Source organism: Xanthomonas sp. NCPPB 901 (genome assembly GCF_056725085.1).
Window position 1 is genome coordinate 1,236,223 of sequence record NZ_CM161511.1, and the last position, 26,756, is coordinate 1,262,978.

The following is a 26,756-nucleotide window of genomic DNA, read 5'->3' on the forward strand; positions in this document are numbered from 1 at the left end:
CACGCCGCCACGTCCGGTTGCCCGCCGCCCGCGTTCACGCGGAGTAACGACGATGGCACCGCAGCCGACCGCGCCTGGCCTGCCGCACGCCGCTGCGCCGGCCGAGGCGGGGATCCGTCCCAGCCTGGCCGAACTGGTGGCCCTGCGCGCCGCTGTCGCGCGCGTACCGCCGCCGCGTCGGGGCCGCCATGGCCTCAGCGGCGCCGCACCGTCGCCGATGCGCGGGCGCGGCATGGAGTACGCCGAATCGCGCGAGTACGTGGCCGGCGACGACGTGCGGCACATCGACTGGCGGCTCACCGCGCGCAGCGGCCGCACCCACACCAAGGTGTTCCAGGCCGAGCGCGAACGGCTCAGCCTGATCGTCGCCGATACCGCCCCGTCGCTGTATTTCGGCACCCGCGTGCGCTTCAAGTCGGTGCAGGCGGCACGTGCCGGGGCGGTGGCGGCGTGGGCGGCGCAGCGCCAGGGCGACCGCCTGGCCGCCTTGCGCGGCAGCCGCAGCGAAGCGCCGGTGCCACCCGCCTCGGGGCCGCGTGGCGTGCTGCGCGTCCTCGATGCGCTGGCGCGCTGGTATGCGCAGCCACCGCAGGACGATGCCGGTCTGGGCATGGCCCTGGATCACGCGGCCAAGCTGTTGCGGCCGGGGTCGCGTTTGACCGTGCTGGCCGATCCGGCCAGCGCGCAGGCCGTGCCCGCGGCGCGCTGGGCCGGGCTGGCGCTGCACAGCGACGTGGAGCTGCTGTTGCTCGCCGATCCATTGGAGCTGCAGCCGCCGCGTGCGGCCCTGCCGTTCTGGGCGAGTGGCCGCCGCGTGGAAGTGGACCTGCTGGCGAGCGCCGCGCAACAGCACTGGCGCGCGCAGTTCGTGCAGCCGCTGGAAACGTTGGCCGCGGAACTGCCGGGCCGCGGCGTACAGGTGCGGGTGCTGTTGAGCGACGTGCCCAGCGAATCGTGGTTGTTGCCGGCGCAGCGGGGGACCGTGTCATGAGTCCGCAGCAACTGCCCCTGCGCGATGTGCACCTGCCGCCGGCCCCGGCCTGGTGGCCGCCCGCACCGGGTTGGTGGATGCTGGCAGCGCTGTTGCTGCTGGTGATCGGCGCGGCGCTGTGGGTGTGGATGCGCCGGCGCCGGCGCGTGCAGCGCTGGCAGCGCCAGTTCGACGCGGCGGCACGCAGCGGTGAAGCGCCGGCGCAGGTGGCCGCGGTCTCGGAATTGCTGCGGCGCGCGGCGCAACGTCGCGATCCGGCCGCTGCGGTGTTGCAGGGCGAGGCCTGGTTGCGGTTTCTGGATGGCGACGACAAGCGCCAGCCGTTCTCCGCCGGCCCGGGCCGTGTGCTGCTCGACGGCGGTTATCGGCCCAGCGTGGACCCGGCGCAGGTGCAGGCGCTGTTGCCGCACGCGCAGCGCCGGTTCCTTGCGCTGATGGCGGCGCGGCGCGGAGGACGGCGATGAGCCTGTTGCCCTCGTCCTGGCAGAGCCTCAGCGACTTGGTGGCCGGTTTCGCTTGGCCGTGGATGTGGCTGGCGATGCCGCTGCCCTTGCTGGCCAAGCTGCTGTTGCCGGCACGGCGCGGCACGGCGCCGGCCTTGCGCGTGCCCTATGGCGAGCGCCTGCAGGCGGTGGCCGCCGCGCCGACGCGGGGCGGGCGGTGGCGGGCCAGCGTGTGGCTGGCCTGGCTGGCCTGGTTCTGCCTGTGCGCAGCCGCGGCGCGGCCACTGCAACTGGGCGAACCCATCGCGCCGCCGCAGCAGGCGCGGCAACTGATGCTGGCGGTGGATCTGTCCGGCAGCATGAGCGAGCCGGACATGAGCCTGGGCGGACGCGTGGTCGATCGCCTCACCGCGGCCAAGGCGGTGCTGGCCGACTTCCTCGACCGCCGCGACGGCGACCGCATCGGCTTGCTGGTGTTCGGCCAGCAGGCGTATGCGCTGACCCCGCTGACCGCCGACCTGGCCACGGTGCGCGACCAGTTGCGCGACAGCGTGGTCGGCCTGGCCGGACGCGAGACCGCGTTGGGCGATGCGATCGCGCTGGCGGTCAAGCGCCTGCGCGAGCAGAAGCAGGGCGAGCGGGTGTTGATCGTGCTCACCGACGGCGTCAACACCGCCGGCGTACTCGACCCGCTGAAGGCCGCCGAACTGGCCAAGGCCGAACATGTGCGCGTGTACACCATCGCCTTCGGTGGCGATGGCGGCATGTCGCTGTTCGGCCTGCCGATCCCTGGCGGCGGCGACGACCAGGTCGACGAGGACACCTTGCGCAAGATCGCGCAGGACACCGGCGGCCGCTTCTTCCGCGCCCGCGATACCGCCGAGCTGGCCTCGATCTATGCCGAGCTGGACCGGCTCGAGCCGGTGCGTTCGGCCGGTCCGGCGGTGCGGCCGCGGATCGAACGCTATGCCTGGCCGCTGGCCGCCGCGCTGGCGCTGGCGTTGCTGTCCTTCATCTGGCCCTGGAGGCGGCAATGACCCGCGTACTGGAATTCCTGCAGGCCCTGCACCTGTTGCGTCCGGAGTGGCTGTGGGCGCTGCTGTTGCTGCCGTTGCTGGCCTGGAGTTGGTGGCGCCGGCGCCGCCGCCGCGACATCATCTGGCGGCGTACGGTGGACCCGCACCTGCTGCCGCACCTGCTGGTGCGCGGTAGTGCCAAGGGCGGTGCCGGCCTGCTGCTGGGGGCGTTGGGCTACACGCTGGCGGTGCTGGCCCTGGCCGGGCCGAGCTGGCGCCAGGAACCGCAGCCGCTGTGGCAGGCGCACACGCCGTTGGTGATCGCGCTGGACCTGTCGGCGCAGATCGACGCGCGCGACCTGCCGCCGTCGCGGCTGTTGCAGGCGCGGGCCAAGCTGGCGCGGCTGCTGCACGAGCGCGCGGGCGGCGAAGTGGCGCTGCTTGCCTATGCCGGCGAGCCGTACACGGTCGCGCCGCTGACCGACGATGCGGCCAACGTGGGCCTGTTCCTCGATGCGTTGTCGCCGCAGGTGATGCCGGTGCCGGGGCAGCGCACGGACCTGGCGATCGACTGGGCGGCACAGTTGCTGCGCCAGGCCGGTTTCTCCCGTGGCGACATCCTGGTGCTCAGCGATCGGGCCGACGCGCAGGCGCAGCAGGCGGCGGCGCGCGCCGCCGGGCAGGGCTATCACGTGTCGGTGCTGGGCCTGGGCACCGCACAGGGCGCCGCCTACCGTGACGACCAGGGGCGGCTGGCGCATGCGCAACTGGATGCGGCCTCGCTGCGCGCGCTGGCGGCGGCCGGCGCGGGCCGCTATGCCGGCTTGACCCCCGACGACAGCGACCTGCGCGCGCTGGGCGTGCTGCGGCCGCAGGAAGCGGACGCCGGCACCGCCGACGACAGCCATGGCCGCGTGTGGCTCGACCAGGGCTATTGGTTGCTGCCGCCGCTGATGCTGCTGGCCTTGCTGGCGTTCCGCCGTCGCGGCGGTGCGGCGGTGCTGCTGCTGGTGTTGGCGCCGTGGGCGCTGCCGGGACCGGCTCAGGCGCAGACCACGGCGCAGCCGCAGGCCGCCGCTCCCGGTCCCGTTGCGGGCGGATGGTGGGAACGTGCCGACCAGGTGCGCCAGCAACACCTGGACGCGGGCGTGCAGGCCTATCGCAAGGGTAATTTCGCCGCCGCGCAACAGCAGTTCGAAGGCATCGACAGCGATGCCGGCTGGTACAACCTCGGCAATGCGCTGGCGCGCCAGGGCCGTTACGACGAGGCGATCGCCGCCTACGACAGGGCGCTGAAGCTGCATCCGCAGATGGCCGATGCGATCGCCAACCGCGCCGCGGTGGAGGCGGCGCGCAAGCGCCAGTCGTCGCAGAATGCGCAGTCCGGCCAGCAGGGCAAGGACGGTAAGCAGCAGAAGGACGGTAAGCAGCAGAAGGATGGGCAGTCGCAGAACGGCCAGCAGCAGAACGGCCAGCAAAAGAACGGTCAGCAGCAGAACGGTCAGCAGCAGTCGGGCCAACAGCAGTCGGGCCAACAGCAGAACGGTGCGCAGAAGGACCAGCAGCAGAACAACCAGCAGCAGAACAACCAGCAACAGGGCGGACAGCAACAAAATGGCCAGCCGCGGGACGGCCAGCAGGGACGCAGCGGTACCAAGGACGCGCAACAGGCGCCGCCCAAGCCCGGCGACGCGCAGGCGCAACAGCAGGCCGATGCGGCGCAGCGCCAGCAGATGCAGCAGGCCATGGCGCAGCAGGGCGGTACCGACAAACAGGCCGCCGAGCGCGCCGCTGCCGCTGCGAACGAGACGCCGCAACAGCGCGAGCAGCGCCAGGCGGTGGAGGCGTGGTTGCGGCGGGTGCCGGACGATCCGGGCAATCTGTTGCGCGCCAAATTCAGGCTGGAACACGAACGCAGGCAGCGGGAACAAGAACCATGATCCACTTCAGGCGACTCGGCCAGGAGGTGCGCGTCTACGCGCTACTGATGGGATTGGCCGCGCTGCTGCTGGCGCTGCCGGCAGGCGCCGCCACGCGCGCGTGGCTGGACCGCGACAGCGTCGGCGCCGGCGAGGGCGTGACCCTCAACATCGAGACCGACCAGGCGATGGCGACGCCGGACTACACGCCGCTGCGCGCGGAGTTCGGGCTGAGCAACGAGATCAAGAGCCGGCAGATGCAGATCGTCAACGGCGCGGTCTCGTCGACGTCCCTGTTCGGCGTGATGCTGACGCCGCGCAGTACCGGCACATTGCAGATCCCGTCGCTGCAGGTCGGCAACGAGCGTACCGCGCCGTTGCGGCTGCAGGTCGCGGCGGCCAGCGCCGCGGCGCCTGCCTCCGCCAACGCCGCTGTGCCGGCGCAGGTGGGCAACGCCGACGTGTTCGTGCAGACCGTCGTCGACGACGCGCGGCCCTACGTGCAGCAGAGCGTGGGCGTGGTGGTGCGGCTGTATCTCGGCGTGCCGCTGAGTTCGGGCGAACTGGACCTGGACACGCCGGCCGGCGCGTCGCTGCAGCGCGTCGGCGACGACATCCAGAATCGCCGCCAGATCGACGGGCGCATGTATACGGTGGTCGAGCGCCACTACCTGCTGGTGCCCGAGCGCAGCGGACCGCTGTTGTTGCCGGGCGCGCGGTTCAGCGGCCGCGGCCCCACCGGCTTCTTCGACGACTACTTCGGCCGCGGCGGCGAACTCAATGCGCGCGGCACCGCGCAGACCCTGCAGGTGCGCGCGCAGCCGGCCAATGCGCCGCAGCCATGGTTGCCGCTGCACGAACTGCGCCTGCGCTACACCGCCACGCCGCAGCGCGCCAAGGTCGGCGAGGCGGCCGACATCGTGGTCGAGGCCACCGCACGCGGCGCGACCCAGGCGCAGTTCCCCGAACTGCCCACGCCCAGCGTGGACGGCGCGCAGGTGTTCGCCGAGCCGCCGCAGGTGCAGGAACGCTTCGTCGACGGCAGTCCGCAGGTGACCGTCAGCCGCCGCTACTCGATCGTGCCGCAGGCGGCGGGTCCGCTGCTGGTGCGCGGCCTGCGCATGCCCTGGTGGGACGTCAGCGCCGGCGCCGCGCGCGAGGCCAGCCTGCCGGACCTGACCCTGCAGGTGCAGCCCGGACAGGGCGTGCCCGCGCCGGTGCCGGCCCCGGCCAGCCCGGCGGCGCCGGCGCCGAGCGTGGTGCCGGCCGACAATGCGGTGGCGCCGACGCACACGCTGCGGGGATGGCTGGCCGCGTCGTCGCTGTGGATGGCGCTGGCCACCGGCTTCGCGGTGTTGTGGCTGGCCACCCTGGTCTGGGCCTGGCGCCGCGCGCGCCGTGCGCGTGCCGTCGTGGCGTTGCCGGCCACGGCGCCCGGCGCGACATCGGCGCCTGCGCGCGCACGCGCCGCGCTGCCGGAGTTGCGCAAGGCCCTGGACAGCGGCGGCCTGGACGAGGTCGCGGCGATCCTGTGCGCGCAGGCCGGCGTCGCCGAGCTGGATGCGGTGGTGCGGCGCCTGGACGACCCGGCGCAGCGCGAGGCGGTCCTGCGCATGCAGCACGCGCGTTGGGGCGGTGGGGGCGATGTGGCCGGCGCGCGTGCCGCGTTGCGCGCGGCGTTCGCATCGGGTCCGCGCTGGCGCGCGGCAACGCGCGATGCGGCGGCAGACGAGCTGCCGCCGCTGTATCCCAAGCGCAACGCCTGAGCCGGGCGCGCGCAGCCCCGGCCACGCGCGCTGTCGCAGGCATTGCGGTTCGCCAGCGCCGCAAAGGGGGGCTGCGGAGTAGGCGCGGCGCGCAAGCCGATGCGCTCGCTGCGCAGCGCACCGTCGCGCGTTGGTCGATGCCTGCTTATGGTTTGTTAAGCTGCAGGTTCCTCCTTGCAAGGCGCACACCATGACCGACACCCCCGTGAAGGCCGAAACCGGCATGCCGTTGCATTGGAAAATGGCGATCGGCTTCGTCCTCGGGCTGGTGCTGGGGCTGGCGGTGCACCTGAGCGTTGGCGGCGATGCGGCCTGGGTGCAGGCGCTGACCAAGTACCTCACCACGCCGTTCTCCAAGCTGTTCCTCAACCTGATCTTCATGCTCATCGTGCCGCTGCTGTTCTCGGCGCTGGTGATGGGCATTTCGGAAATGGGCGACATCCGCGCGCTCGGCCGCATCGGCTGGAAGACGCTGGGCTATACCGTGGTGCTGTCCGGCGTGGCGGTGCTGCTCGGCCTGGTGTTGGTCAACGTACTCAAGCCCGGCATCGGCGTGGATCACGAACTGGCGCAGCAACTGCTGCAGCAGAACGTGGAGCGCGCCGCGCAGATCGTCGACCAGAGCAAGCACCAGCCGCACGGCATGGACATGCTGCTGTCGATCGTGCCCGACAACGTGGTCCAAGCGGCCTCCAGCAACGGCGCGATCCTGTCGCTGATGTTCTTCGCGGTGATGTTCGGCGTGGGCATGGTGCTCAGCGAAGACGCCAAGGTGGCGACGCTGCGCCGCGGCATCGAGGGCGTGTTCGAGATCTCGATGACCCTGATCGGGCTGGTGATCCGCCTGGCGCCCTATGCGGTGGCCTGCTTCATGTTCAACCTGGCGGCGCTGTTCGGCTTCGAGCTGCTGGTACGGCTGGGTGCCTACGTGGGCGTGGTGGTGCTGGCGCTGGGCCTGCACATGGTGGTGAGCTACGGCCTGGCGGTGCGCCTGGCCGGGCGCTCGCCGCTGTGGTTCTTCCGCGCCACCCGCGAGGCGACGGTGATGGCGTTCTCCACCGCGTCCAGCAACGCCACGCTGCCGACCGCGCTGCGCGTGGCCGACCAGATGGGCTTGCCGCACAAGGTCTCGCGTTTCGTGCTGACCGTGGGCGCCACCGCCAACCAGAACGGCACCGCGCTGTTCGAGGGCGTGACGGTGATCTTCCTGGCGCAGTTCTTCGGCGTGGAGCTGAGCATCGCGCAGCAGTGCATGGTGATGCTGGTGTGCATCCTGGGCGGCATCGGCACCGCCGGCGTGCCGTCGGGCTCGCTGCCGGTGGTGGCGCTGATCTGCGCGATGGTGGGCGTGGACCCGGTCGGCATCGGCATGATCCTGGGCGTCAACCATTTCCTGGACATGTGCCGCACCGCGCTGAACGTGACCGGCGACCTGGCCCTGACCACGCTGGTGGCCAAGGGAGAAGATGGCCGGGATTAGGGAGTCGGGATTCGGGATTGGTAAAGGCCGCAGCGTCGCGGCCGGACGGGCCACGCGTTGGACCGGCTTCAGCCGCGATGGGTGTCTGCTGGCAATGGCCCGTCGCGGCTGAAGCCGCTCCTACGCCATCTCGGGCGTCCAGCCGGTGACGCTACGAATCCCCAATCCCCAATCCCCAATCCCTGCCTGTGGGACAATAGCGGACCCGACGCCACGCGCCCGCTGCCGACAGATCCCTCATGACGACGCCTACCCGCCGCCAACTCGCCAACGCGATCCGTTTCCTTGCCGCCGATGCGGTCGAGGCCGCCAATTCCGGCCATCCCGGCATGCCGATGGGCATGGCCGACATCGCCGAAGTGCTGTGGAACGACTTCCTCAGCCACAACCCGAACAATCCGCACTGGTTCAACCGCGACCGCTTCGTGCTGTCCAACGGCCACGGCTCGATGCTGCAGTACGCGCTGCTGCACCTGTCCGGCTACGACCTGCCGATCGAAGAACTCAAGCGCTTCCGCCAGCTGCACAGCAAGACCGCCGGCCACCCCGAGCGCAGCGAGACCCCGGGGGTGGAGACCACCACCGGTCCACTCGGCCAGGGCTTCGCCAACGCGGTCGGTTTCGCGCTGGCCGAGAAGCTGCTGGCGCAGCGCTACAACCGTCCCGAGCACCAGATCGTCGACCACCGCACCTGGGTGTTCATGGGCGACGGCTGCATGATGGAAGGCGTCTCCCACGAGGCCGCCTCGCTCGCCGGCACCTGGGGCCTGGGCAAGCTGGTGGCGTTCTGGGACAACAACCATATTTCCATCGACGGCAACACCGCCGGCTGGTTCAGCGACAACACCCCGGCCCGCTTCGAGGCCTACAACTGGCACGTGATCCGCGACGTCGATGGCCAGGACGCCGACGCGGTCAAGGCGGCGATCGAGGCGGCCATCGCCGAGAGCGAGAAGCCGACCCTGATCTGCTGCCGCACCACCATCGGCTTCGGTGCGCCGACCAAGGCCGGCAAGGAGTCCGCGCACGGCGCCGCGCTGGGCAAGGAAGAACTGGAAGGCGCGCGCAAGGCGCTGGACTGGCCGTACGCGCCGTTCGAGATTCCGCAGGAGATCTACGACGGCTGGCGCGCCGGCGGTGCCGGCACGCTGCGCCAGGCCCAGTGGGAACAGGCCTTCGACAAGTACGCCAAGCAGTACCCGGCCGAAGCCGCGGAGCTGACCCGCCGCTCGCACGGCGAGCTGCCGGAGGACTTCCTCGCCCAGGCCGACGCCTACATCGCCAAGCAGGCCGCCGAAGGCCAGAGCATCGCCTCGCGCAAGGCCTCGCAGATGGCGATCGAGGCGTTCGCGCCGCTGCTGCCGGAGCTGGTCGGCGGTTCGGCCGACCTGGCGCATTCCAACCTGACTCTGTGGAAGGCCAGCAAGTCGGTCGCCAGCGACGACCCGAACGCCAACTACGTGTACTACGGCGTGCGCGAGTTCGGCATGACCGCCATCGCCAACGGCCTGGCGCTGCACGGCGGCTTCATTCCGTTCGATGCCACCTTCCTGGTGTTCAGCGACTACGCGCGCAACGGCGTGCGCATGAGCGCGCTGATCCCGGCGCATGCGATCCACGTCTACACCCACGACTCGATCGGCCTGGGCGAGGACGGCCCGACCCACCAGCCGGTGGAACACCTGGCGTCGCTGCGCTACATCCCCAACAACGACGTGTGGCGCCCCTGCGACACGGTGGAGTCGGCGGTGAGCTGGAAGGCCGCGATCACCCGCAAGGACGGTCCGAGCTGCCTGGTGTTCAGCCGCCAGAACCTACCGCACCAGCCGCGCAGCGCCGAGCAGATCAAGCTGATCGAACGCGGCGGCTACGTGCTGGCCGATGCCGAGGGCGGCGCGCCCGACGTGATCCTGATCGGCACCGGCTCGGAAGTCGGCCTGGCGGTGGAAGCCAAGCAGGCGCTGGATGCCGCGGGCCTGAAGACCCGCGTGGTGTCGATGCCCTGCACCGACGTGTTCGATCGCCAGGATGCCGCCTACCGCGAGTCGGTGCTGCCGTCGGCGGTGCGCAAGCGCGTGGCGGTGGAGGCCGGCGTCACCGCGTTCTGGCGCGCCTATGTGGGCCTGGACGGCGCCGTGGTCGGCATCGACAGCTTCGGCGCCTCGGCGCCGGCGAACGTGCTGTACAAGCACTTCCAGATCACCGCCGAGCACGTGGTGGCGGCGGCGAAGGCGTTGTAAGCCGGTTCCACGACGGGTGACGAAAAAGGCCGGCGCATGCCGGCCTTTTTCTTGCCCGTGCGGATGCGGCGCACGAGGGAAAAGCGGATCCGGTAGGAGCGGCTTCAGCCGCGACCGCCATTCCCGGGAACGCCTGTCGCGGCTGAAGCCGCTGCTACGACCACGCCATCGGCGCGATGTGCACCGGCGATGTGGTCAACCGCGCTTGCGCGGTTTGCTGCGCGGTGTCGCAGGTTTTCCAGCGGCGCTGCCGGGCTTCTGCGACGCCGCCAGTGCGCCAGCCTCCTGCAGCTGCTGCAGCCAGGACAATGCATCGACGTAGGACAGGAAGTGCTGCAGGTAGCCGGGCGAGAGCGTGCGCATCAGCGCCAGCGAGCGGTGCACCAGCACGCCGGAATTCAGCGGGCCGGCATCGGCGGGCGCCTGCTGCAGCGATTGCCGCAGCTGGCTGCGGCTGCGCAGTTCGGTCCACAGCCGGCGTGCCTCTTCGACGGCCGGCAGTTGCGGCGCGGCAAGACGCGCGGTGGCACTCGCGGGCGAGGGCGATGGCGCAGCGGCGTCTGCACCGATTGCGCCCGCCGCCGTGGCGGTGTCGGCGGCGGCATCCACGGCGGCGCCGACGCCGGCGTCGTGGCCGTTGCCGGCGGTGGCCGCAGCCGTCGTCGGCCGGTACTGCGCCAGCAAGGTGCCGAGCGGGCCGGGTTGGGGTGCGCGCGCCGCCGCATCGGCACTGGCATCGCCGGCGTCCTGCGCGGCCGCGGCCAGCGCCGCCGCGTAGGCGTCCAGCGAAGCGGACAGCTTCTGCTCCAGCAGTTCCCGCGCCTTGCCGTGCTGCGCCTGGGTGCGGCGCGCCAGCGCTTCGAGGAAGCGGAAGCGCAGCGGGTCCAGCCGCTCGGCACGCTGCGCGCGCCAGGCGGCGAGGCGGTCGGCGGCGGCGATCCGATCAGGGGGCATGCGGCGTCGCGGCGCTCTTGCGCAGGCGCGGCAGCGGCGCCATTTCCACGCGGCGGTTGCTGGCGCGTCCGGCCTCGTCGACGTTCGGCGCCACCGGCTGCTGCGCGCCGAAGGCCGCGGCGAAGATCGCATCGGCCGGCACGCCTGCCTCGATCAGCGCGCGGGTCACGGTCAGCGCGCGCTCGGCCGACAGCTCCCAGTTGTCGGCGAACTGGCGGTTGCTCTCGCGCACCTGGCGGTCGTCGGTGAAGCCGCTGACCATCAGGATCTCGTCGCGTGCCTTGAGGTAGCCGGCCAGCGGCGCGGCCAGGCTCTTCAGCAGTTCCCGGCCTTCCGGCTGCAACTGGTCGGAGTTCAGGGCGAACAGCACGTTGCCGCGGATGCCGATGCGGCCGTCCACCAGGGTCACCCGGCCGGCCGCCAGCGGCACGGCCAGCGCCTGTTCCAGGGTCTTGCGCTGCTGCGCTTCGATCTGGCGCTGGCGCATCTCCGCGTCCAATTTGTTCGACAGCTGCAACTGCACGCCGATCACCCCGATCAGGATCAGCACGAAGGCGCCGAGCAGCACCGACATCAGGTCGCCGAACACCGCCCACACCGGGGCGCCGCTGTCGGCGTCGAGCTCCAGTTCCTCGCTCATGCCGCGTCGGCCTGGTCGGGCGCCTGGCGCGCGGCCAGCTGGCGCAGCTCTTCGGTGATCTGCTGCTGCGAGAGCATGCTCAGATCGATCACTTCGCGCGCCTGCGCCACGTAGTACGCCAGCTGTTCATCGCTGCGCGCCAGCGACTTGTCCAGTGCCTGTTCGATGCCCTGCAGGCGTTCCAGCAGGGCGGTGTTGGCGTCGCCGAAGGCCTGTACCGCGCCGGCGAACGCATCGCCCAGGCTGGCCACTTCGGTGGCGCCGGCCGCGACCTGCGCGGCGGCGGCATCGAGCTTGCCGGTCTCGGCCTCAATGCGGTCGGTGAAACGGCTGCCGACGCGTTCCAGCAGGTCGGCCGAGGTCGCCACCAGCGCGTCCACCGCCTCGCGCTGCTCGGTGGAGGCGTGGTTGACCGCCTCCAGCAGGGTCTGCAGCGTGGCCAGCAGCCGATTGCGCTCGTCCAGCATGGCGGTGTCGCGGACCATGCTCTCGGAGAGCGTCTGGCGCAGCTCCGCGACCACGTCGGCCGCGGCCTTCGGCGCTTCCGAGGCGACCTGCACCAGCCGTTCGATCTCGGCGATGGTCTCGCGCGCGTGCGCCTGGCTCTGCGCGGACATCGCCGCGGCGGTCTCCTGCAGGGTGCCGCAGATCTCCTGCTGGCGCTGCGCGATGCGCTCGCCGTGCTGTTCCCACTGACCGCCGAGGGTCGCGGCCATGCTGGCGAAGCTGTCGGTCCAGGCGCGCAGGCGCGCCTGGTCGCGGGCTTCCAGCGCCTCCTGCAGGTGGGTGTGCGCCTGCTGCAGCGTGTCGGCGAGCGCGGCGGCGCGCTGTTCCAGGCTTGCCGCCGCGGCGTCCAGCGCCTGCGCATTGCGCGTGGCGAGGGTGTCGTTGGCCTCGCGCTGCTGCGCCAGCGCCGCGTTCCAGGCCTGTTGCGCGGTCGCGGCGGTGGCGTCGAGGCGGGTCGTTACGGTGTCCAGCGCCTGCGCGTTGCGCGCGACCAGCGCTTCGTTGGCCTCGCGCTGCTGCGCCAGCGCCGCGCTCCAGGCTTGTTGCGCGGCCGCGGCGGTGGCATCCAGGCGCGTCGCCACGGTGTCCAGCGCCTGCGCGTTGCGCGTCGCCAGCGCATCGTTGACCTCGCGCTGCTGGGTCAGCGCGGCGCCCCAGGCCTGTTGTGCGGCCTCGGCGGTGGTGTCCAGGCGGGCGGCCACGGCGTCCAGCGCCTGCGCGTTGCGCGCGGCCAGGCCGTCGTTGGCCTCGCGTTGCTGCGTCAGTGCCTCGGCCCAGGCCTGCCTGGCGTCGTCGCTGGCGGCCTGCAGGCGTGCCGCGGTCGTCTCCACCAGGCGGGTGGCACGCTGTTCCAGGCCGTCGCCGGCGCGTTGCAGCGTGCTGCCGAGTTCCTGCAGCAGCGCGCCATTGACGCGTTGCTGCTCGGCCAGCGCGCTGTCCCAGCGCTGCGTGGCTTGCTCGGTGGCGTGCGCGAAGCCGTTGGACAGGCCGTCCAGTTGCCGCTGCACCGCCTGGCCGACGGTGTCCTGCAGCGCGGCGGTCTCGCGCGCCACGCCGTCGAGCGTGCGTTGCACCACCGGTTCCAGCGCATCGCCGAACGCCCGCGCGTGCGCGGCCACGCCGGCCTGCAGCGCCTGTTCCACCGCCCCGGCCAGGCGCGTGTAGGCGGCCTCGGTGCGGCTGTGGAAGGCGTCCTGGCTGCTGGCCAGGCGTTCGCCGCTGGCCGCGCTGTGCTGCTCCAGCGCCGCCATCATCGTCTGCATGCGGTCGATCAGTCCCGGCAGCAGCGTGGCCTGGGTCTGCAGCAGCTTGAACGCCTCCGTGCGTTGATAGGCCAGCGAATGCGTGCGCAGCGCGGTCGCCGCATGCAGGTCCAGTTGCTGCACCGCCTGCAGGCGCTCGCGCCGGCACAGCGCGGCGAGCAGGCCGAGCATCGCCGAGGCGGCCACGCCGGCGATGGAGGTGCCGAAGGCGAAGCCCAGGCCCTTCAGCGGCGCCGCCAGCGAGGCGCGGATGGCCTGCAGGTCGGTGGCGCTGTCCAGCGCCAGGCCGGTGCCGCGCAGCGTGGCCATCATGCCCAGGAAGGTGCCGAGCATGCCCAGCAGCACCAGCAGGCCGACCAGGTACGGGGTCAGCGCCGGCACCGGCAGCGCCGCGCGTTCGCCTTCGATGCGCAGGCGCACGGCGTTGCGCAGGCTCGGGTGCAGCCGTTGCAGCCAGCCACCCAGATCGCTGCGCGCGGCCTCGGCATCGGCCAGCGCCGCGTGCAGGGTCGCGGTGGCCTGGCGGTAGCGGTACAGCTCGGCGACGCCGGCCAGGTAGCAGAGGCCGATCAGCGCGGCGAAGCCGGCGCCCAGCGGGTTGGAGCCGAGATAGCCGGCGCCGATCCAGCAGACCACGGCGAGGCCGGCGAGGAACAGGGTGGAATGGAGCAGGGTCTTGGGCATGAGGGTCGGATCAACGGCTGCGAAGCGCGGCGAGCAGCGCTTCGATGGGATGGAAGCGGACGTCCAGTTCGGCGCGCAGGACGCTGTGCAGGTCCTGGCGGAACAGGGCCAGCCAGGCTGCGTCGGACGCTGCCGGCGGAACGTCGGTGAGGGAGGGATCGGGGGTGGGCGCCGCCGTGGCGGCGCGCAGGCGCTGGAAATGCGCTTCCAGCAGGTTGGGCACCGTGGCCAGCAAGCTCTGCTCGCGCGGGCTGAGGGTCAGTTCCATGACCGCGTCGACCTCGGCCAGGCGCGCCATGTCCGGGGAGAGCGGGATCAGCGCATCGCGCAGCAGGCCGCGCAGGCGCCCGGTGGCGGTGAGCATGGCGCGTTGCAGCGTCAGGTAGCGCTGGCGGAACGGTGCGTAGTCGATCGGTGCATCCGGGTCGTGCTGGCGCTTGCCCACGGGCTTGCCGGTCTCCTTGGCGATGTCCAGTGCGATGCTCTCTTCCAGCGCGGCGCGCACGCGCACGCACTCGGCCTCCAGCGCCGATGGTTCCGGCGCCGCGGGCGCGTCGTCAGCGGGCTCGGGCAGTTTGCCGTCCAGCGCCCGCGACACCGCCACCGCGCGGTTCCAGTCGATCCATTGGCCGAGCCGGTCGGCCAGCGCGGGGCTGGACGCGGGCATCGGCGCATCGCTCAGGCGCGCCAGAAGGCGAATGAAGGCCGGGCCCGGGACGGGCGCCCGTGGGAGGGCTTTCGCCATGCGTAGGGTCAAAAACCCGCAATTTTACACGCGAATGACATCCCCCGCCGGCAACCGCCCGCTGCGGGGCGCAAACCGTTGCGTGGCGGGCTCCGCGCGGTCCTGGCGTCGTCCAGGCGGGGCTGGCGGCGCGGATGCCGGGGGGCGTGCCGGGACGACGCGCCGGCTGATCGCTGTCCAGGCCCACCCACCGGCCTGTGCCCGTCCCGGCCCGCATGGGCGCCACAAGGCCTCCGGCGCGGCACGCCGGAGGCAGGGACGGCGTCAGTAGGTGTAGCTCAGCGTAAGCATGTACACGCGCCCGGTTTCCACGTAGGCGCCATCGGCACCGGGGTCGTAGGCCATGTAGCGCGTGGACTTGCCCTGGGTCTCGTAGAACGTGGCCGAGTTCAGCAGGTTCTTGGCGGCGATGCCGACGTCGATGCCGTGCGGCAGGTGGTAGGTGGCGGTGAAGTCCAGCGACTTGACCGGTTGCAGGTAGTAGTTGAGCCGGTCGCTGGTCAGGCCGAGCAGTTGCAGGCCGGTGTAGTTGTAGCTGAGGTCGGCGCGCAGGCGGCTGTCGTCGTAGAACAGGTCCAGGTTGTAGATGCGCTCGGGTGCACGCGGCAGCCAGGTCTTGCCGGGCTGGTCGGCGCGCTTGCTGTCGGCGGCGCTGTGCTGCAGGGTGAGGTTGGCGGCGATGCCGAGATTGCCCCAGAACCCCGGCAGGTCCTGCAGGCGCTTGCTGCCGGCCAGCTCCACGCCGTACAGCTTGGCGGTGCCGCCGTTCTGCGGCATGGTCACCGGCACGCCGTCCTCGAAGGTGGTGCCGGTCGGGACCAGGCCGCCGAGCGTGTTGTCGTTGCTGGTCGCCGACTGCGAGGTGTAGATGAAGCCGGTGATGCGCTTGTAGTAGGTCGAGGCGCTGAGCACGCCGCCGTTGCGGTCGTAGAACTCGGCGGACAGGTCGGCGTTGTCGGCCTTGCTCGGCTGCAGGTCGGGGTTGGGCTTGGAGATGCCGATGATCTTCTGGGTCGGATCGACCGTGTACACGGTCTCGCCGGAGATCAGGCCGAAGGCCGGACGGCTGAAGCTGCGCCGCAGCGAGGCGCGGTAGACGGTCAGCTCGTCGGGACGGTAGTTGAGGCTGATGCCCGGCAGCACCTCGCCGTAGCTGCGGCCGCTGCCGACGAAGCGGCCATTGATGCCGTCGCCGTTGGATTGCCAGGCGTCGGCCGAATAGCGGGTCAGCTCGTAGCGCACGCCGGGCAGCACGGTCACCGCGCCGACATGCAGGGTCGCCATCGCATAGCCGGCGTAGATCGCCTCGGTGCTGGAGGTGGTGTTGGCGTTGTAGTCGTTGGCGGTGTAGACGCCGACGCCGGCGGGATCGTTGACGTACTTGTAGGGCACCGCCTGCGCGCGCACCCAGTCGCGGTCCAGGATCTTGAACGGGCCGGCGTAGTGGCCATCGAAGGCGGCGTAGGTGAGGCGGCCGGGCAGTGCGCTCAGCGGTGGGCCGCCGGCGTTGGGGAACACGTAGTTGCTGCCGCCGAAGTAGGGGCCGTTGTAGATGAAGTTGCCGTCCTTGTGGAAGAACGGGTGGTCGTAGGAACCGCGGTCGGCGTGGTCCAGCGACAGGCCGGTCTTGACCTCGTCGAGCAGGTCGCCGTCCACGCGGTAGCTGATGTCGGCATGCGCGCTGGCGCGGTTGTCGTGGCTGCCGGCGTCGTGGCCCTGGGTCTTCCAGAACAGCGCCGAATCCAGGCTGTAGAAGAAGTTCTTCAGCGCGGGCGAGCTCGGGCCGATGCTGGGATAGGTGGGGTCGCTCAGGTCGAACGCGAAACTGCCCGGGGTGAAGCCGTACAGGCTGGCCGCGACGTAGTCCGGGCGGCTGCGCGTGCCGCGGCCGAACGAGCCGCCGTAGTCGAAGCGCAGGCGGTCCAGCGTGGTCTGCCCGCCCAGTTGCAACGTGGCCAGGGTTTCCTTGATGTCGTGGGTGTTGAAGTAGCCGCCACGCACCGCGGTCGGCTGGTTGTTGACGGTTTCCAGGCGCGCGCTGGACTGGTCCTGCTGGCCGGTGACGGCGTAGCTGCCGTAGATGGCGCGGGCGAAGAAGGCGCTGTGCTCGCCCTGCCAGTCGAAGGCGAGGTTGCCGCCGTAGCGCTCGATCTGGCTGGTGTAGACGCTGTACTTATAGCGGGCGCTGAGCAGCGGGCCGACGTCGCGCAGATCCACCGCCTTGGCCTGCGCCGGGTCCGCCGGGAAGTACGCGCTGTTGGGCGCGGGCGCCTGCGCCATGTTGTTGTTCTTGCCGTAGTACGCCGAGGCATAGAGACCGAACGCGCGGTCGTCGCCGAACTTCCAGGCGAGCTCCTGTTGCACCGTGCCGCCGGTGTGCTTGCCGCCGAGGTCGGAGGCGAGCGCGTTGAACTGGCCTTGCGCGGTGGTCTTGCCATAAACGTCGCCGTCGAAGTCGAACGCGCTGGGCGTGCGCATGTCGATCGCGCCGCCGATCGCATCGCCCGGCAGGTCCGGGGTCGGCGACTTGGAGACCTTGACCGACTGGATGCCGAACGGCGCGAGCATGTTCAGCGAGATCGCGCGCGTGGACGAATCGGTCTCGGGCATGCCGAAGCCGTTGAGACGGTAGCTGTTGTAGCTGGCATCCAGGCCGCGGATGCTGACGTAGGCGTTCTCGCCGGTGGTGGCCTGGCCCAGGTGCATGTCGCTGTAGGCCGACAGGCCGGGCAGGTGCGCGACCACGTCGGCGATGCCGGCCGAGGGAATCGCGTCGATCTGCTGCTTGCTCATCACGCTGGCGACGCCGTTGGACAGGCGCTGTTCGTCCAGCGAACCCGGGACGCTGGCCTGCGTGGCCTGCACGTTGACCGAGTCCAGGGTGGTGGTGGTGCGCGCGCTGGCGTCATCGACATCATCGACGCCGCTGGCGTGGGCGGCAGGCGAGAGCGCAAGCGCGAGGGCGATGGCGCAGCAGAGGGGACGGGGGCGGTGGAAGAACGGGGGCATGGGGGGGCGCTCGTTGGGGGAAACAGCGGTTGCGATCCGAGGTCCGGACACGCCGATGCCGGCGCGCGGATCGCCCAGGCCTTCCATTGCGCAGGTGTGGGAGCTGGCCGCGACGCAGCGCGGCCGCCGGCGATCAGTGGCGCAGGTCGACGCCGTGGCAGTCGGCCTGCGGACGTTGCGGATTGCAGCGGGCGACGGCGTCGCCGGGGAAGCGCACCACGTAGCCGGAGGCGGCCGGCTCGTGATCGGGAAAGTCGGTGCTGAGCAGTTGCGCGCCGCTGGCGAGCATGGCGTCGCGCCGCGTGGTGTCGGCGTGCGCGGCTTCCTTGAGGTCGGCATCGGTGCGCGTGCGCACCAGGTAACCTGCCTTCACCAGCCCAGCGATCTCGCCGGCGCTGCCGTCGTTGCGCTCGACGAAGGCGGCATCGTCGGCGCCGGGATCGGCATTGGTGAAACACACCCGGCCGCGCAGGGCCGGATGGCCGGCCAGGTAGGCCGGGCCGACGGCCCGCTGGTCGAGCAGGAACACCACCTTGCCGCGCGCCGCCGCCAGCGTCGGCCAGCCTTGCGCGCGCACGGCGGCGTTGAGCGTGGCCGCGCTGCCGCGCACCTGGTCGGGGCTGATGTACTCGTTGGCGGCGAACACCGAGCGCAGTTCGGCGTCCAGCGCATCCAGCGCCTTGCCGTCGAACGGCTCCGGCTGCACCGTCGGGAAGGCCGCAGGCACTGTCGATTGCTTGGTTTCCAGCAGGATGAAGATCGGCAGATGCCCGGGGTGCCGCTGCGACCACGCCCGCACCTCGCGCAGGCAGGCCAGCAGCGGTTGGCAGGTGCTGCGCTGGTCGAGATCCTGGATGTGCATGACCTTGAAGCCCGGTTGCTGCATCACCCCCGGCGCGGCGATCGGCGGGGCCGGCGGCAGCCCGGCCTTGGCGAGTTGGTCGATCATCGCCGGGTGCGCGTAGCGACCGCCCTTGGCGTCGGCGTAGATGTCCAGTTCGATCTGGCGCACGCCATCGTCCAGTTGCTGCATCAACCGCGGATGCCGGTAGTCCAGCAACGCGAACGTCGCCGGATCCAGGCGCTTCCACAGCGCCGTTTCGCTGGGCGCGAAACCGGCGTGGTAGCTGTTGTGGCTGCCGATGTACTGCAGGTCGTTGAGCCTGGGCGCGGCGGACGCGACCAGCGGCAACAGCGCCAGTACCGCCAGCAGCACACGCAGCGCGGTGCGGCCGGAGAGCGACGAGGACATCGGAGCAGGAGCTTGGGAAGGCATCGCGGGCACGCTTGGTAACGATATCCCGCCAGCATCCCAAGCAGAGTTGACGCGCTTCCTGCGTGCGTATTGCGGAATCGTGTCATGGCCCGCGCCGTGCTGCGATCGTGCGCGGCGTCCTATGCGCGTGCGGCCGTCGTCACGGTGTTGCGCCTGGTTGAAGGGCGTCTCTGCTACGTCGCTTTTGCCGCCACTCAGCGCGAACCGTCATCGCGCTGGTGGGCGCGGCTTCCGCCGCGACGGGCATTCCAGTAGCGCGTCGCGGCCGACGCCGCGCCTACACCTGACCCCGCGGCGTCAGGCGGCCCACGGAAGCCGTTGCGCGCGCGTCACTGCGGTACGCGCGTGCGCTGCAGGGCGAAGGCCAGCAACCGCGCCTCCAGGCGCTCGCCGACGCTGCGCGGCGCGTCCAGCCCCATGCGCTGCATGCAGGCGGCTTCCGCCGCGGGGCGCGCCAGCAACGCGCTGGCCACCGTCTTCAGCTTGGCAGCGGTGCCGGCGGTGTGTTGCTGCAGCCAGGCCAGTGCGCACAGCAGGCGCTGCTCGACCTCGGTGAAATCGCTGCCCAGTGGGTAGTCGGGCAGGGTGCCGTCGCGGCGGAACGGCGCCAATGCGTCGCGCACGCGCCCGGCGCGGTTGCGCTGCCAGTACGCCGGCGCGGTGAAGCCGGCACTGAGCTTGCCGTTGGCCTTCGCCGTCTCCAGCAGTGCGGTCTGCGCTTGCACATCGGCAATGCCGGCCATGGCGACGATGCAATCCTCGTCGGTCAGGCCGCGCAGGTCGGCGATGCCGTACTCGTTGACGTAGAGGTCGCGCAGGTGCCGCGGAATGGTGGTGTGGCCGTAGTTCCAGCGCACGTTGGACTGCACGGCGCCGCCCTCGCTGCGCACGGCGCGGAACATCAGCACGCTGCGTGCGTCGTCCAGCGCGTGCGCCATCGCCACGAAGTTGTACTGGCCGCCGACGCCGGACACCACGCGGCCGTCGTCCAGCGCATCGGACACCGCCGCGCCGAGCGCGGTGGCCATCATGCAGGAATTGAAGAAACGCGCCTCGCGCCGCTGCAGCCGGCGCAGCGCCTCGCCGCCGTAGAGCTGGTTGATCTCGCTGATGCGGCGCATGCCGATCGCCGCGCGCGCCTGCGGATCCATGTCGCGCAGCCAGGCGTAGAACTCCGGCGAGCCCAGGTAGAACGCGCCCTGCAGGTACTCGCCTTCGCGCTCCAGGCGCTGCAGGTCCTGCGCGTCGGCGCTGCCGTCGGCCACGCGCTGCAGCAGCGGCGCGTCGTCGAGCACCTTGCGCCGGATCACCCCGCACTGGACCAGTTGCCGGAAGCCTTCGTTGAGCATCTCGCTGCAACCGAACAGGCCCACCGCGAATGGTTCCAGGCCGCCGCATTCGATGACCGCCGGATGCCGCTCCAGCTCCGGGTCCAGCGCCGCCAGCACCTGCCTGTAGCGCGCGTTGTCGGTGTGCCGCAGCACCAGCGCGTGGCACAGCGCATCGGCCAGGGTGCCGATGCCGATCTGCAGGGTGCCGCCGTCGCGCACCAGCGTGCTGGCGTACAGGCCGATGGCGTAATCGGCATCGGCGACCGGCTGCCGCGGCAGTCCGAACAGGCGCGGATACGGCCCCGGCGGGGTCACCACCACGTCGAAGAAGCTCGGTTCCACCGCCGCGCAGCCGCCGATCCACGGCAACTGCGGATCGACTTCGGCCACCAGCAGCGGCCGCGGCAGGCCGCGCCGTTGCACCGCGGCCAGCGTGTCCTGGGTGATGTCGTTGTTGCACGAGAACGACAGCCGGGTGCCGCCGGGCTCGCGCGCCATCTTCTGCACGATCAGGTTCGGCGCGCGCTGCGCCACCGCGTCGGCGGCGTGGGTGTAGTTGAGGCTGGTGTAGCTGCGCTGGGCCTGGGTCGAGCGCAGCAGCGCGCCGGACTGCATGTAGAACTCCTCGACCTGGATATGCGCCGGCAGCGCATCGCGCTGCAGCGCCTGCACGTAGCGCAGGCGCGGAAAGTCCTCGCCGAAATGGCGTTGCACGAACGGCCGCGCGAAGCGGCCCTGCAGCCCGCCGCCGGGCGTCGGCGGATGCAGCGACAGCGCGGTGTAGATCTGCATCGGCCGCGTCGGATCGCGTTCGATGCGGTCGTACAGCGCGTTGAGCAGGCGGTGCGGTTTGCCCAGGCCCAGCGGCGCGCCCACGCGCAGCGGGCCGGCGATGCGCTGCAGGATCAGGTCGGCAGCGGCGTCGAGGTCGTCGAGATGATCGGTCATCGGCATAGCTTAGAGCGTGTGCCGCCGATTGCAGTGCGTTCGGACGTGGCGTGGGGACGTCGGAGCAGGGGGAGACAGCATCCGATGAGCGCTTGCGGCCCATGCTGGCTGGCCGTCGATGCGCCCCGCGGTGGCCGCGGTGCCCAGGGTGCATGGCGCCGGCCGCGCGACCTCGGCGTTCCGACGCAGGCCGAGGCGGCGGCCCAGGGAGGTGAAGAAAAGCGCTTGACAGCGGGTTTGTTTACTCGTGTAATCGATGAAAATTTACGGGTGTAATCGAATGTCGATCAGCGATGCGGAAGCCGTGGTCATGGAGGTGCTGTGGGAGCGGCATCCGCTCAGCGCCGAGGAGGTGTTCGCCGCCTTGTCCGGCCATGGCGGCTGGGCCGAACCCACGGTCAAGACCCTGCTCAACCGCTTGCTCAACAAGGGCGCGATCCGCGCCGACAAACAAGGCCGCCGTTATCTGTACACGCCCCTGCTGCAGCGCGCGCAGTGGGTGCAGCAACAGAGCGAAGGCCTGCTCGACCGCCTGTTCGGCGGCCGCATCGCGCCGCTGGTGGCGCACTTCAGCGAACGCGGCAAGCTCAGCGACGCCGATATCGCCGAACTCAAACGACTGATCCAGGAGCTGGACGATGAGCATTGACGGGATCGTGAGGGACCTCGGGAGCACCACGCTGGTCGTCAGCGTGGCCATCGTGGCGGTGCTGGTGGTGCGCGTGCCGATGCGGCGCGCCTTCGGTGCCAGCATCGCCTACGCGCTATGGGCGGCGGTACCGCTGGCGCTGCTGGTGGCACTGCTGCCGAGCGGATGGCGTCCATCGTTGCCAGCGGGGTTGGTGTGGGACATGCCGGCGGTGCTGGTCGGCGTGCCACGGACGCAGATATCCGCCGATGGCGGTGCGCCGGCGAACGGCCACGCCACGCTCTGGTTGCTGACGGTGTGGCTGGCGGGTGCGTTGGCCTCGGCTGCGGTGTTGTGGCGGCAACAGCGCCGCTATCGGCGCAGCCTGGGTCGCTTGCGGCCGGGCGCCGAGGGCGTGTTGGTCGCCGAGCATGCGCTGCATGGGCCACTGGTGCTGGGCGCGTGGCGGCCGCAGGTGGTGGTGCCGACGGACTTCGCTGCGCGCTACCCTCCGCCGCAGGCGCAGTTGGTGCTGGCGCACGAGCGCATGCACATCGCCCGCGGCGACACCCGCAGCAATCTGCTGCTCGCCGCGCTGCGCTGCGTGTACTGGTTCAATCCGCTGCTGCACTGGGCCGCCACGCGCTTCCGCCTGGATCAGGAACTGGCCTGCGATGCGGCGGTGCTGGCACGCCATCCCAATGCGCGCCGGCACTACGCCGAGGCGATGCTGCAGACGCAGCTGGATGCGCTGGCCCTGCCGGTCGGCTGCCATTGGCAGGCGGGTAGTGTGTTGCGTCAGCGCATTGCCCTGCTGCGGCGACCGGCGGTGCGTGGTTGGCGGCGTCGTTTGGGCATCGCGGTGGTGACGCTGGCCGCGTTGAGCGGGAGTGCAGGGGTGTTGGCGCTGCCCACCGCGGCGCCGGTCGGTGGGATGGCGCGCGCGTTGGTGGCGAGCGAGAGGGATAGTGCGCCCGCGCCCGCGCCGCCGCGCGGAGCTGCCACCGCGCGGGCGACGCGGCCGGCCAAGATGATCGTCATGACTCCGCCGACGTATCCCGAAGCGGCCGTGCGTGCGGGCATTTCCGGGAAGGTGATGCTGCTGGTCGAGCTTGACGCACACGGCACGCCCAGCGGTGTGCGCGTGCTCGACCATGGCAGCGGCAGTGCGGCATTGGACGCGGCGGCGGTCTCCGCCGCCTGGAAGTGGCGCTTCTCTCCGGCGACCGAACACGGCCGGCCGGTGCCCAGCCGCATGCGGATCCCGGTGGCGTTCGACGTGGAAATGGATCCCGTGGCGGCGCCGGCGGGCGTCGCCGAGGCCGCGGATTACCGTTGGTACCGCCTGGGCGAAGGCGCCGGCGATGCGGTGGCGAGCCTGTGCGACAAGATGTTCCCGGGCACGGGTGGCGCCGCGCCGCTGTGCGGCATGGTGCGGACTGTGCGATGAGGCTGCACCGGTGGACCGGCATGTTGCTCGCGTTCGGCGTGACTGGCTGCGCCAGCCAGGCACCGAGAGAGGCCATGCAGCCGACCCAGCGCATCGACTCGGTGGATCAGCGCATGCTGGAAACCGGGTTCGGTGCGGCGCCGGGTGCGGCGGCAGTGCCGTCGTATCGGATGCAGCCGCAGCAGGTGTTCCGCATGCCGCAACCGCTGCAGGCGCCGACGCCGCAGTTGCCGGCCGATTCGCCGCGCCGCAGCCTGGCCGCGACCACCGTGTGCGTGCGGGTGATCCTGTCCGCACAAGGTGCGGTGGAGCGCAGCGCGCTGCTGGACGATCGCCCGGACTGCAGCGCGGGCGCGCAGCCGCAGATGGCCGATCTGCTGCAGGCCGTACAGGAGGCGGTTGCGCAGTGGCAGTTCGTGCCGGCGGCGATCTGCACGTATGCCGATCCAGCGCAGCGGCCGGCGCAGGACGGGCGCTGCGACGGCGCGCAATCGGTGCAGGAGGTGCCGGTGACGTTGGCCTACGCGTTCACCTTCGAGGTCCGGCAGGGCAAGGCCAGTGTGCAGTCCGGGCGCGTGAGCGGCGCGCGTTGAGCGCCGCGATCGCGTTCGGGATCCACCCCCCCGCCGTTGCCGCGACGCGCCGTCGCGGTGCGCCAGCCGCCGCGGTCTACAGCATCTCCGGCTTGAACAGCCGGCGCCGCGAGATTTCAGGGCCGGACAGCATGAAGCGGCCGTCGCCGCGGTAGTGCAGGGTGCGCGGCCGCTTCGGCGAGGTGGCCACGTGCGCCTTGACCACCTCCCACACGAACAGGCCGTGCTTACCGATCTGGCTGCCGTCGTGCAGGCGGCACTCGAAGCTGGCGTAGCACTCGGCGATCAGCGGCGCCGCCACGTGCGTGGCGGGCACCGCGGTGAGGCCGAAGTGCGCGAACTTGTCCAGGTCCGCGCCGCTGCTGTTGCCGATGCCGACCACCGTATCGACCAGGTCGGCAGTGGGCAGGTTGATCACGCATTGCTTGCTGCGCCGGATCAGCGCGAAGCTGTGGTTGGCGCTGGAGATGCAGCAGGCCAGCAGCGACGGCGTGAACTCCAGCACCATGTGCCAGCCCAGGGTCATGACGTCGCGTTGCTGCTTCCAGGCCGAACTGACCAGCACCACCGGGCCTGGCTCGAGGAAGCGGCGGACGTCCTGCGTGGGGAAGTCGAGCTTGCGGTAGCGACGCATGCGAGGTCTGCCGTGGCGGGGACATCAGTCTGCCCGGCCCTGGTGAACGCGATGTCGGCGTCAGTCCAGCCGATGCACCGTATCGGCGATGCGCGCCACTTCCTCGGCCTGGTGGCTGACGTAGAGCATCGGCAGGCGCACGTCGTCGCGTACCCGCTGCAGGTAGGGGATCAGTTCGCTGCGGCGGTCGGCGTCCAGCGCCGACAACGGTTCGTCGAACAGCAGCAGCGATGGCTGCGACAGCAGCGCGCGGCCGATCGCCACGCGCTGCGCTTCGCCGCCGGAGAGCGTGTCGGGGCGCCGCCCCAGCAGGGCGCCGATGCCCAGCAGTTCGATCACCGCATCCAATGCGAAACGCGCCGGCTGACCGCGGCCGTGGCGGCCGTAGCCCAGGTTGCGGCGCACGTCCATGTGCGGGAACAGCCGTGCGTCCTGGAACACGTAGCCGATGCCGCGGCGGTGCGCCGGCAGGTCGATGCCGGCGGCGCTGTCGTACAGCACCCGGCCGTCGATGGCGATGCGCCCGCTGCGCGGCGGCAGCACGCCGGCGATGGCGTTGAGCAGGCTGGTCTTGCCGGCGCCGGACGGCCCGACCAGGGCGACCACGCGCGCCTGTTCCTCGATGCGCACATGGCGGGCGAAACGCCCGCGCTGCAGGTGCAGGTCGATGCTCAGCATCGGCGCCGGCTCCGGGTGCACGCGCGGCTCATGCGTCCGCCTCCGCGCCGCGCTGGCGCCGCACCAGCCACTCGGAGGCCAGCAAGGCGCCCAGCGAGATCGCCAGCGCCACCGCCGCCAGCCGCCAGATGCCGGCCTCGGCTCCGGGCACCTGCAGCAGGCTGTAGATCGCCGAGGCCAGGGTCTGGGTCTGCCCGGGGATGTTGGAGACGAAGCTGATGGTGGCGCCGAACTCGCCCAGCGCCTTGGCGAAGCCGAGCACGCCGCCGGCGACCACGCCCGGCCATGCCAGCGGCAGGGTGATGGTGAAGAACACCCGCCACGGGCCGGCACCGAGCGTGGCGGCGGCCGCTTCCAGGCGGCGGTCGGTGGATTCCAGGGCCAGGCGGATCGCCCGCACCATCAGCGGGAAGCCCATCACCGCGCTGGCCAGCGCCGCGCCGGTCCAGCGGAACGCGAACTGCACGCCGAGGTGCTCGAACAGCCAGCCGCCGATCGGGCCCTGCAGGCCGAACAGCTGCAGCAGTGCATAGCCGGTGACGATCGGCGGCATCACCAGCGGCAGGTGCAGCAGCGCGTCCAGCAACGATTTGCCGAAGAAGCGGCGCCGCGCCAGCAGCCAGCCGCAGGCCACCGCGAAGGGCAGGCTGGCCAGCGCCGCGACCAGCGCCACCTTGACGCTCAGTGCGATCGCAGTCAGTTCCTGCGCGGTGAAGTCGAACAATGGCAGGTCTCAGTGGGCGGGCGAGAAACCGTGGCGACGGAAGATCGCCTGTGCCGGTGGCGTGCCCAGCCAGCGCACGAAATCGGCGGCGCTCTTCGCCTGCGCACTCGCCCGCAGCGGTGCCACCGGATACACGATCGGCGCGTGGCTGTCGGCGGGGAAGGTCGCCACCACCCGCACCTTCGGCTCGGCCTGGGCGTCGGACCCGTAGACGATGCCCAGCGGCGCCTCGCCGCGCGCCACCAGCATCAGCGCGCTGCGCACGCTCTCGCTTTCGGCCAGGCGCGGCTGCACGCTGTTCCACTGGCCCAGCGCCTGCAGCGCGGCACGCGCGTACTTGCCCGCCGGCACGCTGGCGGTCTGGCCGACCGCCAGGCGACCTTGCGCACCGAGTGCGGCGAGCAGCGCGCCGGGCTTGCGCAGATCGACCTGGACGGTGCTGGCGGCTGGCGCCACCAATACCAGGGTGTTGCCGAGCAGGTCATGGCGCTGCGCCAGGTCGATCAGCTTGCGCTGCTGCAGGTAGTCCATCCATTCCTGGTCGGCGGACACGAACACGTCCGCCGGCGCCCCCTGTTCCACCTGTCGGGCCAGCGTCGAGCTGGCGGCATAGGACACCCGCACCGGGGTGCCGCGCGCTTGCTGGTAGGCGCTGGCGGCCTCGTCCAGCGATTCCTTGAGGCTGGCGGCGGCGAACACGGTCAGCGGCGTCTGCGCCGAGACCGGCGCGATCGCGATCACGGTGGCGACGAGCAGCGTGCACAGGCACAGCAGGCGGTGCAGCGGTCGGGTCATGGGACACTCCAGCAGTGAGGGAGGAGACGGTGCGACAGGGGCG

Annotated in this window: 21 protein-coding genes; 10 read left to right on the top strand and 11 right to left on the bottom strand. The window is 71.3% G+C overall.

What is annotated here, in order from left to right; genetic code table 11:
• Positions 1-52: 52 nt before the first annotated feature.
• The 7 genes from AC1PME_RS05115 (at position 53) to tkt (ending at position 9,855) form a co-directional block, all read left to right on the top strand.
• Entirely contained in the window at positions 53-991 is a 939-nt protein-coding gene (locus AC1PME_RS05115) for a DUF58 domain-containing protein (RefSeq protein WP_481097502.1), read from the top strand.
• Positions 988-1,455 carry a DUF4381 family protein gene (locus AC1PME_RS05120; protein WP_481097503.1) on the top strand — a complete coding sequence of 156 codons (468 nt, stop codon included), beginning with the start codon at positions 988-990 and terminating at the stop codon, positions 1,453-1,455. The genes AC1PME_RS05115 and AC1PME_RS05120 overlap by 4 nt, the downstream gene beginning before the upstream one ends.
• The gene (locus tag AC1PME_RS05125) at positions 1,452-2,471 is read left to right on the top strand and encodes a vWA domain-containing protein (protein ID WP_481097504.1); all 1,020 of its coding nucleotides are present in this window, start codon (positions 1,452-1,454) and stop codon (positions 2,469-2,471) included. Before AC1PME_RS05120 ends, AC1PME_RS05125 begins: the two co-directional genes overlap by 4 nt.
• On the top strand, positions 2,468-4,390 hold the full coding sequence (locus AC1PME_RS05130) for a vWA domain-containing protein (protein ID WP_481097505.1): 1,923 nt from the start codon (positions 2,468-2,470) through the stop codon (positions 4,388-4,390). The genes AC1PME_RS05125 and AC1PME_RS05130 overlap by 4 nt, the downstream gene beginning before the upstream one ends.
• Positions 4,387-6,135 carry a BatD family protein gene (locus tag AC1PME_RS05135; protein ID WP_481097506.1) on the top strand — a complete coding sequence of 583 codons (1,749 nt, stop codon included), beginning with the start codon at positions 4,387-4,389 and terminating at the stop codon, positions 6,133-6,135. Before AC1PME_RS05130 ends, AC1PME_RS05135 begins: the two co-directional genes overlap by 4 nt.
• 190 nt (positions 6,136-6,325) lie before the next feature.
• A complete protein-coding gene (locus AC1PME_RS05140) occupies positions 6,326-7,615 on the top strand; it encodes a dicarboxylate/amino acid:cation symporter (RefSeq protein WP_254460589.1) in 1,290 nt (429 codons plus the stop codon).
• Positions 7,616-7,854: 239 nt separating this feature from the next.
• A complete protein-coding gene (gene tkt, locus AC1PME_RS05145) occupies positions 7,855-9,855 on the top strand; it encodes a transketolase (RefSeq protein ID WP_481097507.1) in 2,001 nt (666 codons plus the stop codon).
• Positions 9,856-10,050: 195 nt separating this feature from the next.
• On the opposite strand, the gene AC1PME_RS05150 is transcribed toward tkt, so the two are convergent.
• The 7 genes from AC1PME_RS05150 to AC1PME_RS05180 form a co-directional block, all read right to left on the bottom strand.
• A complete protein-coding gene (locus AC1PME_RS05150; protein WP_481097508.1) occupies positions 10,051-10,809 on the bottom strand; it encodes a DUF2894 domain-containing protein in 759 nt (252 codons plus the stop codon).
• On the bottom strand, positions 10,799-11,449 hold the full coding sequence (locus AC1PME_RS05155) for an OmpA family protein (protein WP_307548955.1): 651 nt from the start codon (positions 11,447-11,449) through the stop codon (positions 10,799-10,801). The genes AC1PME_RS05150 and AC1PME_RS05155 overlap by 11 nt, the downstream gene beginning before the upstream one ends.
• On the bottom strand, positions 11,446-13,902 hold the full coding sequence (locus AC1PME_RS05160; protein WP_481097509.1) for a DUF802 domain-containing protein: 2,457 nt from the start codon (positions 13,900-13,902) through the stop codon (positions 11,446-11,448). Before AC1PME_RS05160 ends, AC1PME_RS05155 begins: the two co-directional genes overlap by 4 nt.
• A 10-nt stretch (positions 13,903-13,912) precedes the next feature.
• Entirely contained in the window at positions 13,913-14,647 is a 735-nt protein-coding gene (locus AC1PME_RS05165; RefSeq protein ID WP_481097510.1) for a DUF3348 domain-containing protein, read from the bottom strand.
• Between the two features lie 264 nt (positions 14,648-14,911).
• Positions 14,912-17,656, bottom strand: a complete 2,745-nt coding sequence (locus AC1PME_RS05170) for a TonB-dependent receptor (protein WP_481097511.1) — start codon at positions 17,654-17,656, stop codon at positions 14,912-14,914.
• A gap of 133 nt (positions 17,657-17,789) precedes the next feature.
• Positions 17,790-18,908 (bottom strand): phosphatidylinositol-specific phospholipase C1-like protein, encoded by a 1,119-nt coding sequence (locus tag AC1PME_RS05175; RefSeq protein WP_481097512.1) that lies wholly within the window; start codon positions 18,906-18,908, stop codon positions 17,790-17,792.
• Between the two features lie 353 nt (positions 18,909-19,261).
• Entirely contained in the window at positions 19,262-21,217 is a 1,956-nt protein-coding gene (locus tag AC1PME_RS05180; RefSeq protein ID WP_481097513.1) for an acetyl-CoA hydrolase/transferase C-terminal domain-containing protein, read from the bottom strand.
• Between the two features lie 274 nt (positions 21,218-21,491).
• Here AC1PME_RS05180 and AC1PME_RS05185 point away from each other — a divergent pair, with 274 nt between their 5' ends.
• From AC1PME_RS05185 to AC1PME_RS05195, 3 genes are read left to right on the top strand one after another with little or no spacing between them, the layout of a single operon-like run.
• Positions 21,492-21,860, top strand: coding sequence for a BlaI/MecI/CopY family transcriptional regulator (locus AC1PME_RS05185; protein WP_010340889.1), 369 nt, complete (start codon positions 21,492-21,494; stop codon positions 21,858-21,860).
• Positions 21,850-23,289 carry a TonB family protein gene (locus tag AC1PME_RS05190; protein ID WP_481097514.1) on the top strand — a complete coding sequence of 480 codons (1,440 nt, stop codon included), beginning with the start codon at positions 21,850-21,852 and terminating at the stop codon, positions 23,287-23,289. The genes AC1PME_RS05185 and AC1PME_RS05190 overlap by 11 nt, the downstream gene beginning before the upstream one ends.
• The gene (locus AC1PME_RS05195; protein WP_481097515.1) at positions 23,286-23,882 is read left to right on the top strand and encodes a hypothetical protein; all 597 of its coding nucleotides are present in this window, start codon (positions 23,286-23,288) and stop codon (positions 23,880-23,882) included. The genes AC1PME_RS05190 and AC1PME_RS05195 overlap by 4 nt, the downstream gene beginning before the upstream one ends.
• 76 nt (positions 23,883-23,958) lie before the next feature.
• On the opposite strand, the gene AC1PME_RS05200 is transcribed toward AC1PME_RS05195, so the two are convergent.
• Genes AC1PME_RS05200 through modA form a run of 4 tightly spaced genes read right to left on the bottom strand, consistent with a single transcriptional unit; the run spans position 23,959 to position 26,713 of the window.
• Entirely contained in the window at positions 23,959-24,516 is a 558-nt protein-coding gene (locus tag AC1PME_RS05200; protein WP_481097516.1) for a flavin reductase family protein, read from the bottom strand.
• A gap of 60 nt (positions 24,517-24,576) precedes the next feature.
• On the bottom strand, positions 24,577-25,194 hold the full coding sequence (locus tag AC1PME_RS05205; protein WP_481097517.1) for a molybdenum ABC transporter ATP-binding protein: 618 nt from the start codon (positions 25,192-25,194) through the stop codon (positions 24,577-24,579).
• Between the two features lie 28 nt (positions 25,195-25,222).
• On the bottom strand, positions 25,223-25,918 hold the full coding sequence (modB, locus tag AC1PME_RS05210; RefSeq protein WP_481097518.1) for a molybdate ABC transporter permease subunit: 696 nt from the start codon (positions 25,916-25,918) through the stop codon (positions 25,223-25,225).
• A gap of 9 nt (positions 25,919-25,927) precedes the next feature.
• Positions 25,928-26,713 carry a molybdate ABC transporter substrate-binding protein gene (gene modA, locus AC1PME_RS05215; RefSeq protein ID WP_481097519.1) on the bottom strand — a complete coding sequence of 262 codons (786 nt, stop codon included), beginning with the start codon at positions 26,711-26,713 and terminating at the stop codon, positions 25,928-25,930.
• Positions 26,714-26,756 lie beyond the last annotated feature (43 nt).